10 protein-coding genes and 1 tRNA gene are annotated in these 15717 nt (G+C 71.1%); 7 read left to right on the forward strand and 4 right to left on the reverse strand.

Annotation, left to right across the window (positions count from 1 at the left end; genetic code table 11):
* Window positions 1–8: 8 nt before the first annotated feature.
* The 3 genes from ELR47_RS09415 to ELR47_RS09425 form a co-directional block, all read right to left on the reverse strand.
* Window positions 9–1751 carry an ABC transporter family substrate-binding protein gene (locus ELR47_RS09415; protein ID WP_130649667.1) on the reverse strand — a complete coding sequence of 581 codons (1743 nt, stop codon included), beginning with the start codon at window positions 1749–1751 and terminating at the stop codon, window positions 9–11.
* 306 nt (window positions 1752–2057) lie between these two features.
* Window positions 2058–2594, reverse strand: a complete 537-nt coding sequence (locus ELR47_RS09420; protein ID WP_130649668.1) for a PH domain-containing protein — start codon at window positions 2592–2594, stop codon at window positions 2058–2060.
* 9 nt (window positions 2595–2603) lie between these two features.
* On the reverse strand, window positions 2604–3998 hold the full coding sequence (locus ELR47_RS09425; protein WP_165403972.1) for an MFS transporter: 1395 nt from the start codon (window positions 3996–3998) through the stop codon (window positions 2604–2606).
* A 260-nt stretch (window positions 3999–4258) separates the two neighbouring features.
* On the opposite strand from ELR47_RS09425, the gene ELR47_RS09430 reads away from it, so the two are divergent.
* The 6 genes from ELR47_RS09430 (at window position 4259) to ELR47_RS09455 (ending at window position 8950) form a co-directional block, all read left to right on the forward strand.
* Complete coding sequence (locus ELR47_RS09430; RefSeq protein ID WP_130649670.1) at window positions 4259–4660, forward strand: BlaI/MecI/CopY family transcriptional regulator; 402 nt, start codon at window positions 4259–4261, stop codon at window positions 4658–4660.
* Window positions 4661–4665: 5 nt separating this feature from the next.
* On the forward strand, window positions 4666–6033 hold the full coding sequence (locus ELR47_RS09435; protein WP_130649671.1) for a M56 family metallopeptidase: 1368 nt from the start codon (window positions 4666–4668) through the stop codon (window positions 6031–6033).
* A 79-nt stretch (window positions 6034–6112) separates the two neighbouring features.
* On the forward strand, window positions 6113–6340 hold the full coding sequence (secG, locus tag ELR47_RS09440; protein ID WP_130649672.1) for a preprotein translocase subunit SecG: 228 nt from the start codon (window positions 6113–6115) through the stop codon (window positions 6338–6340).
* A gap of 35 nt (window positions 6341–6375) precedes the next feature.
* A complete protein-coding gene (locus ELR47_RS09445) occupies window positions 6376–8196 on the forward strand; it encodes a peptide ABC transporter substrate-binding protein (protein ID WP_165403973.1) in 1821 nt (606 codons plus the stop codon).
* 83 nt (window positions 8197–8279) lie between these two features.
* Window positions 8280–8366, forward strand: a tRNA-Leu gene (locus tag ELR47_RS09450).
* 227 nt (window positions 8367–8593) lie between these two features.
* On the forward strand, window positions 8594–8950 hold the full coding sequence (locus tag ELR47_RS09455; protein ID WP_130649674.1) for a hypothetical protein: 357 nt from the start codon (window positions 8594–8596) through the stop codon (window positions 8948–8950).
* Between the two features lie 12 nt (window positions 8951–8962).
* Here the strand turns inward: ELR47_RS09455 and ELR47_RS09460 are convergent, their stop codons facing one another.
* Window positions 8963–10513 (reverse strand): BCCT family transporter, encoded by a 1551-nt coding sequence (locus ELR47_RS09460; protein WP_130649675.1) that lies wholly within the window; start codon window positions 10511–10513, stop codon window positions 8963–8965.
* 199 nt (window positions 10514–10712) lie between these two features.
* Between ELR47_RS09460 and ELR47_RS09465 the strand changes: the two genes are divergently transcribed.
* The gene (locus tag ELR47_RS09465; protein WP_205745171.1) at window positions 10713–15710 is read left to right on the forward strand and encodes a HAMP domain-containing protein; all 4998 of its coding nucleotides are present in this window, start codon (window positions 10713–10715) and stop codon (window positions 15708–15710) included.
* Window positions 15711–15717 lie beyond the last annotated feature (7 nt).

Below are 15717 nucleotides of genomic sequence, written 5' to 3' on the forward strand. Positions count from 1 at the left end.
TGCGGGGGTCACTCGGTGCGCGCCCAGCTCGCCGAGTTCCAGAACTGGGTCTGGTTCGTGGCGTTGAGCTCGGGGCCGGTGATGGTGTTCTCCCAGGCGAGCAGCTGCGGCTGCTGGAAGAGCGGGACCACCGGGACCTCGTCGGCGAACACCTGCGCCGCCTCGTTCCACAGCGCGGCGTTGTCCTCGGGCTCGACGGTCGCGTTCGCGTCGTCCATCAGGTCCGTGATCTCCTGGTTGCACCAAGCGGTCCAGTTCTGCGGACGCAGGGTGTCACCGTCACAGCCGTAGATGTTGGCGTTGCCCGACGGGTCCGGCGAGCCGACCCAGGCGAACAGACCGATGTCGTAATCGCAGACGCCACCACAATTCTCGGGGGTGTTGAGGCGCTCGAAGAACGTCGCACCCTCGTCGTTCTCGATGTTGATCGAGATCCCGACCTGCTGCAGGTCGGCCTGGATGAGCTGCTGGGTGAGCTCGCGCCGCTCGTTGCCGCCGGTGGTGCTGATGCGGAACTCGAGACGCGTGCCGTCGCACTCGTAGATGCCGTCGTCACCCTCGGTGCAGCCGTTGTCCTCCGGCAGGCTGCGGGCGGCGTCGGGGTCGTAGTCGTTCTGCTCGAATACCGGCTCGTAGAACTCGGAGTTGGCCATCCAGAACGGGTTGTTCAGGACGACGGCCTCCGGGTCCACCGGACGGACCAGCGTGTCGACGATCTGCTCGCGGTTGATGCCGAGCGAGATGGCCTGCCGGACGTACTCCTGGTCGAGCCCGTCGACGAGCGTGTTGAAGTCGATGTGCTCCCACACCGGGCCGAGACCGACCTCGTAGTTGACGCGGTCCGTGGCGCCGTCGAGCTGCTGGACGAGCTCGATCTGCGGCTGCGGGTCGTACATGTCGAGCTCACCGCCGACCATCTGCTGGGTCAGGGTGGTGGTGTCGGGGACGTAGCGCATGATGATCTCGTCGAGCATCACGTCCTCGTCCCAGTACTCGTCGTTGCGGACCAGGCGCAGTTGGGTGCCGCGGTCCCACGAGTCGAACAGGTACGGGCCACCCGAGATCGCGGGGATCTCGTCGTTCATGAAGGTCTCCCAGTCCTCGCCCTCGAACTCGTGGGCCGGGAAGACGTTCGCGAACAGCAGCTGCCAGGCGGCGTAGGGCTCCGAGAAGTCGAAGGTGACGGTCTTGTCGTCCTCGACCTCGGAGTCGGTGATCAGCTCGTAGCCGGCGCGCGAGGTGATCTGGTCGGCCCAGGCGGCGTCCTCGTCGTACACGCTGAGCGTGAAGACGAAGTCCTCGGCCGTGATCGGGGTCCCGTCGGACCAGTTCGCGTCGTCACGGATGGTGTAGGTGACGCTGAACGGGTCCTCGGTGAACTCGGCCTCGCCGTCGATCAGCCACGGCGCGTACGAGAAGTCGGGCTGGATCGTGTAGGCACCGGGGAAGATGTTGTTGAACACCTTGGAGGTGACCAGCGAGTTGCCGTCGATCAGGGTGCCGTTGAGGATCGTCGGCTCCTGCTCGTCGCCGAACAGCACCGTGCCGCCCTCGACCGGGTCGCCCGCGGCCTCTTCGTCGGTGTCCCCGGTGTCCTCGTCGGTGTCCTCGTCGGTCGTCTCGGGCTCGACCGTCTCGGGCTCCTCGGTGGCGGGCGGCTCGTCCCCGCCGTTGCCGCAGGCGGTGGCAACCAGGGCCGCGGCCATGATCAGCCCCATCCCTCGCCATCGCCGCATGCTTGGTGACCGCATGTATCGCTCCTTGGGTTGGTGGAGTGCGAGTGCCGGGCGCGCGCGGCGGATTCCCCCCACGCGAGAACCCTCCCGTCCGGCTCTCGGTCCCTTCTGCGCCGCGGAAGACCGACCAGCGGCCTACTACGGTGGCCGTAGGAACGTAGCACCGCCTGATCCACGGGCCAGGGCAGGTGTTCGCTTGCCGGACGTTCGGACGCTGTCCTGCGCCGATCCGGCCATCGGGTCGCGCAGGCGTCTGCTCCGTCGGGAGTGGTCCGCCTCGTGGGAGCGCGTCGCTCCTCCCGGTTCCGGCGACGGGGTCGCTCAGCCGGTCCGGCGGCGGTAGAGCGAGGTCGGCGGGGCGCCGTCGTGGGGTCGCACCGCGCGGAGGCGGGGACTGCCCGGTGCGTGGGTCACGATCTCCCGCAGGTGGTCGTACTCGTCCGGGCTCTCGACCTGGTCGGTCAACATCCAGGTGCGGCGCCCGCCGCCGCGGACCAGCAGGCCGCCCGTGACGCGCTGCGGTCCTCCTGGCGCGCGATCGCCCCCGCGCATCATGCTCACGGTGCTCGGACGGGTGCGTTCGATGCCCCGGACCCGGTCCCAGGGCACCCGCCGCCGTCGGAGCAGGCTGACGATCTCGAGGCCGTCGCGGGAGACGACGACGTGCCGCGGATAGGTGGTCGCGCCCAGCAGCGCGGTCACGGCGCCGACGACGACGAAACCCAGGGCGACAAGGCCGCCGCTCTCGCGGCCCAGCTCCCACGAACCCAGGACCATGAGGAGCACCGGGGTGCCGTAGACGGCGAACAACCCTCGCAGCGAGGGGTAGAGGACCAGCGGTTCGTCGGCACGGCTCACGCCGTCAGGCTACCGCTCGTCGGAACGGGCCTCGTCGTCGGCCGCGGCGACCGCGGCCGGGGTGAGCACCGGCAGCGCCAGCAGGACGGCGACCGTCATCACCCCGGCGGCCGTCAGCCACGGTGCCCGCAACCCGAACGCCGCGGCGGTCGCGCCCCCGACCAGTGCACCGACGGGCATCGCCCCCCAGCCGAGGAAACGGAACACGCTGTTGACGCGGCCGAGCAGTTCGTCGGGCACGAGCCGCTGCCGCAGCGAGATCGTGATGACGTTCCACATCACGGCGGCGAAGCCGTACAGCGCCTGCGCCACCAGGTAGACGGCCACGTCACCCGTGAGGCCGATGGCCAACGGCACGACCCCGATGGCGACCAGCGAGATCCGCAGCGCCACGCCGCGACCCAGCACCCCGGCGATGCGTTCGGCACCGAAGCTGCCGAGCAACGAGCCGGTGGCCCCGGCGACGAAGAGGAGTCCGAAGGAGGCCTGACCGAGCTGGAGCACCGATTCCTCGCCGACCGCGAACAGGCCGAGGATCGCGTAGCCCATCATGGTCGCGCCGTTCATGGCGGCGGTCAGCAGGGCGAAGGTCCACAGCAGGCGGTGCCGGCGCAGCCAGGCCAGACCCTCACCGATCTCCGCCACGGCACCGCGACGGCCCGGGACGGTCGGTGTGGCGGCCGGGACCGCGGCCGACGGCTCGGTCGGGGCCAGGTCGCCGGCGTCGGGTTCGAGCGCCTCGGCCGCGGCCGACAGCTTCCTGCTGCGTCGGTGGTCGCGCGAGTAGGTGCCCGTCATGGCGAAGATCAACGCCGCCGAGATGGCGAAGGTGCCGGCGTCGAGCAGGATCGGCAGCGCCGCGGCGATCCCGAACAGCCACGCGCCGAGGGCGGGACCGACGAACTGGTTCGTGACGATCTCGCCGGCGAACAGGCGACCGTTGGCCTTCTCGAGCTGGTCGCTGCGCACCACCGCCGGCATCAACGCGCTCGCGGCGTTGTCGAACAGCACCTCGAAGGTTCCCAGTCCGATCGAGACCGCGTACAGCAACCAGATGGTGGCCACGTCGAACACGACCGCCGCGCCGAAGGCCGCCATGAGGGCGAAACGGGCGGCGTTGCAGCCGTACATCAGCCGCCGGCGATCGACGCGATCGGCGATCACGCCGGCGTACAGGGAGAACAGCAACCACGGCAGTCGGCCGGCGATGGCGACCCCGGCGAACAGCATCGGATCACGGGTCAGGGCCTCGGCGAGCAGCGGCAGCGCCGCCGAGTCCATGCCGTCACCGAGGTTCGACGTCGTCGACGCGACCCACAGCCGGCGGTAGTTCGCGCCCAGGCGATCGCGCGCGCCGGACGACGACGTCCGGCGCTGGTCGCTCGACGTTCCCCGTTGATCCACGTCCGACACGTCCTGGGTCCCCCCTCGTCACACTGGTTCGACGCACGGACGGACGGCGCCAACACCGAGCGCCGAACGGTAGGGAATGCCTAGTCCGCTCGCGGCGAGCCGCTCGCTTGGCGCACGAGCGACGAGGGTGCCGCGCAGCGAGCCGGCGGGACGCGCGGACGTGGACGTGGCCCTGGGCGCGCGGCTCCCGGCGGGCTAGGGTGCGGCGTGGGAACGCGGGCTGCGGGGCCCGCCGACGGCGAGGTGCGCGGGTGACGAGACGCAACGAACCATTGGAAACGCTGCTCGGGCCGCTGGAACAGGAGGTCATGGACGTCTCGTGGCGCCTGGGTGAGGCGACCGTGAGGGACGTCCACGACCAGCTCGCGCGCGTCCGCGACATCGCCTACACGACCGTGATGACCACCATGGCCCGTCTGGCGGGCAAGGGTCTGCTGGAGCGTGACACGGCGGGTCTGGCACACCGGTACCGGCCGGCCGTCAGTCGCGAGGACTACGCGCAGTCCGCCGTTGGCGACGTGCTGTCCTGGCTGCTGGAGCGGTATCCCGAGCCGGCGGCGGCCTACCTCGCGGACATGGTGGACGACGTCGACGGGGTCACCCTCGACGAGTTGCGGGCGGCCGTGCACCGCCGACGCGGCGCAGAACGCTGACCTCCATGGACCTCGGCGTCCTGTTCACGCTGCCGCTGGAGTCGGTGGCGGTCCGCGCGGTCCTGGCGACCGTCGGTTGCATGTTGTTGGTGCGCGCGTTGCTGCGCACCGGCCTTCGGGCACCGTCGGTCCGGGTCGCCACCGCCCTGGCGCCCGCTGCGGCGGTGGGCGCCGTGGTCCTGCTCAGCTGGGGGCGCCTGCACCTGCCCTCGTTGATGCTGCCGGTGGAGGCGGCCGACGCCCTGCCGATCCCGGTCCGTGACGGCTACCTGCACTTCGCCCCCATCGCCGCGCCCCTGTTGGTCGGCGTGTGGGCCTCGGTGGCCGGGGTCCGGTTGTGGCGGCGTGGTCGGCGGTTCCGTCGCGCGCGGCGGACCGCACTGCTGGCGTTGCGCCAGGGCGCGCCGGCGCCGTCCGTGCAGGCGGTGGCGGAGCGCCTGGCCGCGCAGCTGCGGGTGCCGGCACCGGCCGTGAGCGTGCTGCCCAGCTGTCCCGGCGGCGCCGTGGTCGTCGGAACCCGCCGTCCGGTCATCCTGCTGGGGCAGGACCTGCTCGACCGGCTCGACGCCGCCGAGCTCGAAGGGGTGCTGGCCCACGAGATCGCGCACGTCCGACGACGCGACAACCTCGTCGCGGCCGTCCTCGGCGTGGTGCGCGACCTCACCTTCTTCGTCCCGGGTGGTGGCTGGGCGGTGGGTCAGCTCCACCGGGAACGCGAGCTCGCCGCAGACCAGGTCGCCGTCGCCGCCACCGAGCGGCCAGGAGCCCTGGCCAGCGGGCTGCTGAAGGTGCTCGAGGCCGGGCCGCGCCTGTCGTCGGCGTGCTCCGCCCTGGCCCCCGGCGGCTCCCTGGTCGACCGGGTCCGGGTCCTGGTGGACGACCAGCCGTCGGTGACCGACCGGCGGCGCGTGACCGAAGGCGTCGCGCTCGGCGGCACGGTGGTGGTCGCGGTGACCGCCGCGCTGGTCGTGCCCACGGCGCTCACCGGCGACGAACACCAGCGTGACGCCGTGGCGGTGGTGTGGTCGGCGAGCGTGCCGTCCGTGGCGGGGGAGGGGCTGCCGTCGACGCCGACCCGGGTGTTCGACGTCTACCGGCGCACCAACCTCGACGTCGGTCAGCCGAGCGTGACCTCCTACGCCCAGCTCGACGAGCGCAGCTACGAGAACCGACGCAGCACCCTGCACGCCTGTGGGGACGACGGCTCGGGGTGCCCGGAGGCCGAACGGCAGGTCGGGCTCGGGCTGCGACCGCGCCCCGACATCCGGGTCGACGACGCCCTGACCAGCCGGTGGCAGGCGGCGACGCCGGTCGTCTCGCGGGGCCAGTCCGGGGACGGCTTCGGGGTCTACTGGCTCCAGCGCGCGCAGTGATCAAGGGCACGAACTGGCGGGCGGGACCGCTGCTACCCTTTCGGACACCTTGACGTCCTGACCACCCGAGGGATTCTCCGTGCTCGTCGGCCTCCTCGTCACCCTGCACGTGCTGCTCTCGCTCGTGCTGATCCTGTTCATCCTGCTGCACCGCGGTCAGGGCGGCGGTCTGTCCGACATGTTCGGCGGCGGTGCCGGGGGCGGGTTGCAGGGGTCGGCCGTCGTCGAGCGCAACCTCGACCGCCTGACGATCATCACGGCCCTGCTGTTCGGTGCGACCAACTGCGCCCTCGTCGTCCTGCTCTGAGCCGCCCCCCGACGGTCGCCGCGGCGACCGTGTGGTTGGCGCTGCTCGCGCTGCTGGTGGGTGCGTGCACGCCCGGGGCGACGCCGGCGGGATCGCCGGACACGGCGCCCACTGCGGCGCCGTCGACGCGTGCGACGGCGCCCGGTGTCGGCGGTGGTGGGACACTGCGGATCGCACTGTCGGTCGATCCGGCCAGTGTCGATCCGCGCTTCGTCGCCGACGACGAGGGGGAACTGGTCGTCGGGGCGCTGTTCGAACCACTCGTCGCGCTCGACGAGGGCCTCCGAGTGCGGCCGGCGGCGGCGACGTCGTGGGAGGTCGAGGACGACGGACGTCGCTTCGTCTTCCGGCTGCGTGAGGCGCGGTTCCACGACGGCACACCGGTCACCGCCGACGACTTCGTCCGCAGCTTCACCCGCCTGCTCGACGCCAGCGCGCAGCCGCCGTCCTACCTCGGCCACCTGCTCGAGACGGTCCTGGGCGCCGAGGCGGTCGCGGGCGGCGAGGTGCCCGAGGGCCTGCGGGCTCCGGACGCACGCACCCTGGAGATCGAGCTCGCCGAGCCGCGGCCCGGCTTCCTGCAGACGCTGGCCGACCCCTCGCTGGTGCCGCTCCCGGCGAGCGCCGACGACGACCTCGAGGACTTCGGTGCCCGGCCTGTCGGCAACGGACCGTTCACGATGGTCGAGCGCCGTGAACCCGGTCAGTACCTGCGCCTGACCCGCAACCCGGACCACCACCGTCCACCACGGCTCGACGAGGTGGTGCTGTCGGTGTACCCGGACGACACCGCGCGGGACCAGCAGTGGCACGACCTGCTCGACGGGCAACTGCACGTCGCCGAGGTCCCGGTGGACCGGCTCGAGGAGGCCCGCGAACGGTTCGGGACCGCGCCGGACGGGTATCGCGGGCCGGGCGTGCTCGACGGCATCACCTCGACGGTCTACCTGTACGGCTTCGACACCACCCGGCCGCCGTTCGACGACGTCCGTCTGCGTCGCGCCCTGTCGCTGGCGATCGACCGGGAGCGGTTGGCCGCCGAGGTGCTGGCCGGCTCGCGCGCTCCCGCCTACGGGGTCGTCCCGCCGCCGGTGCCCGGAGCGCAGGCCCGGGCGTGTGGCCACTGTCGCCACGATCCCGACGAGGCGCTGGCGCTGTGGCAGGAGGTCGCCGCGGAGCGAGCGGCATCGGAGCCGGGCCCCGACGAGGTCGTCGAGGGAGCGTCCGGGCCGGACGACGCCGCCGATGGTGCGGCCGACCCGACGCCGGGCGCGGTCCAGGACCTGCTGGTGCCGCCGGTGACCCCGCCGGCAGGAGCGGTGACGGCTGACGAGGAAGCCGAGCCGCGCGCCGCGTGGCCCGCGGAGCTGGCCACCGTCACCCTGACGCACTCCCGGGGACGGACACACGCGGCCATCGCCGAACGGATGGCGCGGGACATCGAGGAGGCGCTCGGTGTCGACGTGGAGCTCGAACCGCTCGAGTTCGGTCCCTTCGTGCAGCAGGTGCGTTCGCACGAGGCGTCGGTGTTCCGGATCGGGTGGGAGACCAACGACCCTGATCCGGGCGCCTACCTCGCGCCGCTGTTCTCCTCGCAGGAACTCGGCCGGGACAACCTGACCGGCTTCGCCGACGACGAGGTGGACGCGCTGCTGGACGAGGCCAGCCGGTTGCCCGAGCCCGCCGCCGCGCGGGCCCGCTATCGCGAGGCCGAGCGCCGGATCCTCGACGAGCAGCCGGTGCTGCCGCTGCTGTGGTACCGCCAGTCGCGGGTGGTGACCCCGGAGGTGTCGGGCCTGCGCTGGTCGCCGTTCGGACGCATCGACCTGTCCTCGGTGCGCCTGGCCAGTGGTTGACGCGCGGCAGCGAGTGCCGCTTTGGCGGGGGTCGCCTCGAACGGCTACCCTTCGCGACTCCGCGGGCGATTCGGCCCGCACGCGCGCGAGTGGCGGAATAGGCAGACGCGCACGGTTGAGGGCCGTGTCCCGGAGACGGGGTGGAGGTTCAAGTCCTCTCTCGCGCACCACGCTGTCCGGTCGGTGAACCGCCGACGACAGCCGCAGTCGATGCAGCGCCCCCGACAGTGTCGGGGGCGCTCGCATGGGTGGGGTGCGCAGGACCTCGCCGGTGCACCGACGAGGGACTGGAGAACTTCCGCGCGCGGTCACCACCACCGGGCCGGAGTACAGCCGGTCTTCAGACTCGCCGGCGCGGCATCGTCGCAGCTCCTGACGACCGCAAGGAGCGACGACGATGCACCTGGCCAGCGCACTGGGACTCACCAGCCGACGCTCGATCCTCGGCGTGCCGGTGGGTCGGACGCGTCTCGACCTCGGCCGGGCGATCGGCACCCACGCCGTGGGTCGTGCCGCCGGCGTCGGCGTCGCGGGCATGTCCGTGGCGACTGCCGGCTACGTCAGCTGGTCGCTCGTCCGCGCGGCGACCTCGGTCCGCGACGCCGTGGGTTCCGCGGCCGACATGGTGCAGCACGGGGCGCAGACGGTGGACCGCAGCGTCGCCAAGGTGGCCGGGGAGAACGACGGCTCCTCGAAGCCCTCGCACGCGGGTGGCCGCGCGAAGGCGGTACGCGAGCGGCGCCACGCGCGCTGACGCCGGATCCGGTCAGGCGTCGGTGCGTGGCCGGCGGCGGGGGCCGACCGGTTCGAGCGACTCCTCCCGCAGGCCGCGCAGCAGGCTCCAGATGATCACCAACCCCAACGCGAAGAACGGGAAGCCCAACACCGTGATCACGTCCTGCAACGCCTCGAGGCCGCCGATCGCGAGCAGGGTGGCGGCGATCGTGCCCTCCACGAGGGCCCAGAACACCCGCTGGCGGGTCGGGGGGTCGTCGGTCACGTCGCTCGAGCACTGCATGTCCACGACCAGCGACGCGGAGTCGGACGAGGTCGTGAAGAAGATCACCACGATCAGCACGGCCAGTCCGGACACGAATCCGGCCAGGGGGAAGTTCTCCAGGAACACGAACAGCGACACGGGGACGTCTTCGAGGACGGCCTCGGCGATCGCGCCGTCCTGCTGCAGGTCGAGGTCGATGGCGGCCAGGCCGAAGGTCGAGAACCAGATGATCGTGAACGCCGTCGGGGTCAGCAGGACGCCGAGGACGAACTCCTTGATCGTGCGGCCCTTGGAGATCCGGGCGATGAAGATCCCCACGAACGGGGCCCAGGTGATCGTCCAGGCCCAGTAGAAGACGGTCCAGTTGCGCTGCCAACCGGTGTCCTCGAGCGCGTCGGTCCAGAAGGCGAGGAACGGCAGGCTGGTCAGGTAGTTGCCGGTCGACTGGACGATCCCGCGCAACAGCAGCAGGGTGGGGCCGACCACGATCACGAACAGCAGCAGCCCGACGGCCAGGCCGATGTTGACGTTCGACAGCCGGCGGATGCCCCGGTCGAGACCGAGTGCCACCGAGATCACCGCGATCACGGTGATGATCCCGATCAGCCCGAACTGGACGATCGGCGCTTCCTCGAGCGGCGTGAGATAGGCCAGTCCACTGTTGATCTGCAGCGTCCCGAGCCCGAGCGAGACCGCCACCCCGAACAGCGTGCCGATCACCGCCAGGATGTCGATGGCCCAGCCGGCCGGTCCCTGGATCCGGTCGCCGAGCAGCGGGTGCAGCACGCTGCTGACGCGCATGGGCAGCCCACGACGGTGCGCGAAGAAGGCGAACCCGAGCGCCGGCAGGCCGAAGATGGACCACGTGTGCAGGCCGAAGTGGTACAGCGCGAAACTCATGGCCTCGGTCGCCGCTTCGACCGAACGGGGCTCGACGTCGCCCATGGGTGGCTCGGCGAAGTGGGACATCGGCTCGGCGACGCCCCAGAACATCAGGATGGTGCCGATCCCTGCGGCGAACAGCATCCCGAACCAGACCGGGTTGCTGTACTCGGGCCGGTCGTCGTCCTGTCCCAGGCGCAGGTGTCCGTAGCGGCTGAACGCCACCCACGACAGGAACACGAGGAAGGTCGTGACGCCCAGGATGTAGAACCAGCCGGTGGCGTCGAGCAGCGCGACCGAGGCGGTCGCGAAGGTCTCGCCGACGGTCTCGGTGAAGGCGATGGTGACCGCGACGAACACCAGTGTCAGCAGGGCGGAGACTCCGAACACCACCGGGTTCGTCCGCAGCCCGAGCCGTTGCAGGAGATGCTGCACGTGTGTGACCGCTCGCCAGGGCGGGCGCCGGCGGCCCGCGCTCCTCGAACCACCCTAGGGACACGCGGTCGGCTCGACCGGGTGGGCACCTTGGCCGGCGGGCCGCCGCCCGCCGGGTGCCGGCGACCCACGAGCCGCCGCTAACGTCTCGGCCCGTGTGCGACCGGCATCCGGGTCGCGAACGGTCGAGGAGCGAAGCGTGGCGGAACGAGCCGAAACCGAGGCGGCGCGGCAGGCGCCGTCGGCGGACCCGGGGCTGACGGTCGCCGAGCAGGAACAGTTGCTGGCGGCGCTCGAGGCCGCGCTCGACGGCGACTTCCGCACCCGGCTACGGATCCGGCGCTCGGGCCTGGCGGGGGACCTCGGCAAGGCCTTCAACGACCTGATGCGGCGCAACGTCGCGGTGACCGACGAGCTCGACCGCGTCCGCCGACGGGTCGGTCGTGACGGGCGCATGCAGGAGCGGGCGTCGATCGGACGTGTCCAGGGCGGCTGGGCCGAACAGATCGACGCGCTCAACCATCTCGTCGACCACCTCGTGACACCGGTGGCCGAGGTGTCGCGGGTGCTGTCGGCCGTCGCCGACGGTGACCTGTCGCAGCGGCTGTCGCTGGAGAACGGCGATCACCGACTGAAGGGGGAGTTCCTCCGGATCGGCCGCAACGTCAACGCCATGGTCGATCAACTCTCGGCGTTCGCCGACGAGGTGACCCGGGTGGCCCGCGAGGTCGGGACCGAGGGCAAGCTCGGTGGGCAGGCCCGCGTGCGGGGCGCCTCGGGAACCTGGGCAGACCTGACCGACAGCGTCAACTCGATGGCGCGCAACCTGACCGACCAGGTCCGCAACATCGCCGAGGTGACCACGGCGGTGGCGCAGGGGGACCTGTCGCGCAAGATCACGGTGGACGCGCGCGGGGAGATCCTGGAGCTCAAGACCACGGTCAACACGATGGTGGACCAGCTGTCGGCGTTCGCGGACGAGGTGACCCGGGTGGCCGGTGAGGTGGGCACCGAGGGCAAGTTGGGTGGTCAGGCGCGGGTGAAGGGCGTGTCGGGGACGTGGAAGGATCTGACCGACAACGTCAACGGGATGGCGCGCAACCTGACCGATCAGGTGCGCAACATCGCGACGGTGGCGACGGCGGTCGCCCACGGGGATCTCTCGCAGCGGATCACGGTGGATGCGCAGGGGGAGATCCTGGAGCTCAAGACCACGTTGAACACGATGGTGGACCAGCTGTCGGCGTTCGGTGACGAGGTGACCCGGGTGGCCCGGGAGGTGGGGACCGAGGGCAAGCTCGGTGGGCAGGCGCGGGTGACCGGCGTGTCGGGCACCTGGAAGGACCTGACCGCGCACGTCAACGGCATGGCGCGCAACCTCACCGATCAGGTGCGCAACATCGCCGACGTCACGACCGCGGTCGCCCACGGGGACCTCACCCGGCGGATCACGGTCGACGCCCGGGGCGAGATCCTCGAGCTCAAGGACACCATCAACCGCATGGTCGGCCAGTTGTCGGCGTTCGCCGACGAGGTGACCCGGGTGGCCCGCGAGGTCGGGACCGAGGGCAAGCTCGGCGGGCAGGCCCGCGTCGTCGGGGTCTCGGGAACGTGGGAGGACCTGACCGACAGCGTCAACTCGATGGCGCGCAACCTGACCGACCAGGTCCGTGACATCGCCGGCGTGACCACGGCGGTGGCGCAGGGGGACCTGTCGCGCAAGATCACGGTGGACGCGCGCGGGGAGATCCTGGAGCTCAAGACCACGGTCAACACGATGGTGGACCAGCTGTCGGCGTTCGCGGACGAGGTGACCCGGGTGGCCGGTGAGGTGGGCACCGAGGGCAAGTTGGGTGGTCAGGCGCGGGTGAAGGGCGTGTCGGGGACGTGGAAGGATCTGACCGACAACGTCAACGGGATGGCGCGCAACCTGACCGATCAGGTGCGCAACATCGCGACGGTGGCGACGGCGGTCGCCCACGGGGATCTCTCGCAGCGGATCACGGTGGATGCGCAGGGGGAGATCCTGGAGCTCAAGACCACGTTGAACACGATGGTGGACCAGCTGTCGGCGTTCGGTGACGAGGTGACCCGGGTGGCCCGTGAGGTGGGGACCGAGGGCAAGCTCGGTGGGCAGGCCAACGTGACCGGCGTGTCGGGCACCTGGAAGGATCTCACCGACAACGTCAACCAGCTCGCGGCGAACCTGACGACGCAGGTGCGGGCCATCGCGGACGTGTCCACGGCCGTGACCCGCGGAGACCTCAGTCAGCGCATCGATGTCGAGGCCCGCGGTGAGGTGGCCGAACTCAAGGACACCATCAACCAGATGATCGGCAACCTGTTCGAGACCACCGAGGAGAACAACGCCCAGGACTGGTTGAAGACCAACGTCGCCCGGATCTCGACCATGCTGCAGGGACAGCGCGACGTCGGCACGGTGGCCACCAAGGTCATGTCGCACGTCACGCCCCTGATCGACGCCCACAGCGGTGCGTTCTTCTGCCCCCAGCGCGACGAGGACCTGCCCACCGAGGAGGTCGAGCTGTGTCTGACCGCCAGCTACGCCTACACCCAGCGTCGGCAGGTCTCGAACCGGTTCCGGCTCGGTGAGGGGTTGGTGGGACAGGCCGCGCTGGAGCGCATTCCGATCCTGGTGACCGAGGCGCCGGCCGACTACGTGGTGCAGTCCGGGCTCGGGCAGGCCCTGCCGGTCAACGTGCTCGTGCTGCCGATCCTGTTCGAGGACGAGCTGCTCGGCGTGCTCGAGTTCGCCTCCCTGCGCCCGTTCTCCGACAGTTCCCGTCAGCTGCTCGACCAGCTCGCCGAGACGTTGGGCATCGTGCTCAACACCATCGAGGCGACGATGCGCACGGAGGAGCTGCTCGAGCAGTCGCAGGGTCTGACCCAGGAACTGCAGGCGCAGTCCGAGGAGCTGCAGGCGCAACAGGAGGAGCTGCAGCAGACCAACGAGGAGCTCGAGGAGAAGGCGGAGCTGCTCGAGACCCAGAAGCGCGCCATCGAGCTGACCAACGCCGAGATCGAGCGTGCCCGCACCGAGGTGGAACGTCGCGCCGAGCAGTTGGCGTTGTCGTCGCGCTACAAGTCCGAGTTCCTGGCCAACATGTCGCACGAGCTGCGCACGCCGCTCAACTCGATGCTGATCCTCTCGCGACTGCTGGCCGACGACGGCGAGGGCGTGGGTGACGAGCAGCGCGAGTTCGCCGAGACCATCCACCGCTCGGGCAACGACCTGCTCGAGCTCATCAACGACATCCTCGACCTGTCCAAGATCGAGGCGGGGCGGATGGACGTCGATCCGGAACGGGTACCGGTCGCCGACATCGTCGGTCCGCTCGAACAGAGCATGGCCCAGGTCGCGGCGGACAAGGGCCTCACGCTGGAGGTCGACCTCGGTGCGGCGCCCGACGAGCTCTACACCGACGTCCGACGGCTGCAGCAGATCCTGAAGAACCTGGTGTCGAACGCGATCAAGTTCACCGACGAGGGTGGCGTGCGGGTCGAGGTCACCAGCGAGCTGGACCACGATCCCGTGCCGGCGGGGCTCGGAGGCGGCGACTTCGTCGCCTTCCGGGTCGCGGACACCGGGATCGGGATCGACGACGAGCAGCGGCTGGTGGTGTTCGAGGCCTTCCAGCAGGGCGACGGCTCGCGCAGCCGTCGACACGGGGGCACCGGACTGGGGTTGTCGATCAGCCGCGAGTTGGCGTCGCTGCTGGGCGGGGTGATCACCCTCGAGAGCACGCCGGGCGTCGGCTCGACGTTCTCGCTCTACGTGCCGGTCACCTACACCCCGGCCCAGCGGACCGAGTCGCCCGCGAGCGAGCTGAGCGAGTCCGCGCAGCGACTCACACCGATCGCCGTGGACGATCCGCAGCCGTCCGCCCCTTCCTCCCCGCCGGAGCGGGTCGCCGCCCGGGTGCCGGAGCGTGCGTCGGTGTCCGAGCGCAAGACGACGGGCGGAGCGGTGATCGACGACCGTGACGAGCTGCGCCCCGGTGACCCGTGCCTGCTCGCCATGCTGCACGACGAGGCCGACGCCGAACGCGTGGTGCGCCTGGCACACCGGGGTGGGCACCGGGTGGTCGTCGCCCTCGACCGCACCGCCGGCTTCGCGCTGGCGACGGGGTTCCGGCCGAGCGGGATCCTGCTCGACGGTGGTTCGGCCAGCGAGTCGCTGGCCACGCTGACCTACCTCAAGCGCCGGCGCGAGACCCGCCACGTGCCGGTGTGCGTGGTCGGGGCCACCTCGGTGCAACGTCCGGTGCTGGCCGCCGGGGCGGCGTTCACCACCGGCGCCGAGCCCGACGACGCGACGCTCGAACTGGCCGTGGCCCGGGTGATGTCGCTCGGGTTGGACGCCGCACGCCGGGTGCTGGTCGTCGAGGACGACCCGACGGCCCGGCTCGCGGTCGCCGAGCTGCTGCGACGCGCCGAGGCGATCGAGGTCGTCGAGGCCGAGGACGCGGACTCGGCCCGTACCGCGCTGGACGCGGGAGACGTCGACCTGGTGGTGCTGGACCTCGGACTGGGTGAGGGGACCGGTCTGTCGTTGCTCGAGGAGCTGCGGCGCAGCGAGGAGCTCGCGGGCCTCCCGGTCGTCATCCACACCGGCAAGGAGCTGACCCGCGACGAGGAGTCGGAGCTGCGGCGGCTCGCGGAGACGATCGTGGTGAAGACGGTGGGCTCTCCGGCCCGCCTGCTCGACGAGACGCTGCTGCACCTGCACCGGGCGCCCTCGGGACTGCCCGTCGACCAGCAGCAGCAGCTCGAGGACCTGTACGCGGCCGACGAGGCGCTGCGCGACAAGCGGGTGCTGGTCGTCGACGACGACGAGCGCAACGTGTTCGCCCTCCGGCGTGCCCTGGAGAGTCAGGGCATGGTGGTCGACGCCGCCGAGCACGGTCGACAGGCCCTCGAACGTGCGGCCGGGGCAGCCCGCCCCTACGACCTGGTGCTGATGGACATCATGATGCCGGAGATGGACGGCCACGAGGCCACCCGCCGACTGCGCACCGACGAACGCTATGCCGAGGTTCCCATCATCACCCTGACGGCGAAGGCGATGCGCGAGGACCGGGCCGAGAGCCTGGCCGCCGGCGCGTCCGACTTCATCACCAAGCCGGTGGACATGGACCAGCTGCTGTCCCTGCTACGCGTGTGGCTGTACCGATGAGCGGTCA

The organism is Egicoccus halophilus (assembly GCF_004300825.1).
Classification (GTDB): Bacteria; Actinomycetota; Nitriliruptoria; order Nitriliruptorales; family Nitriliruptoraceae; genus Egicoccus; species Egicoccus halophilus.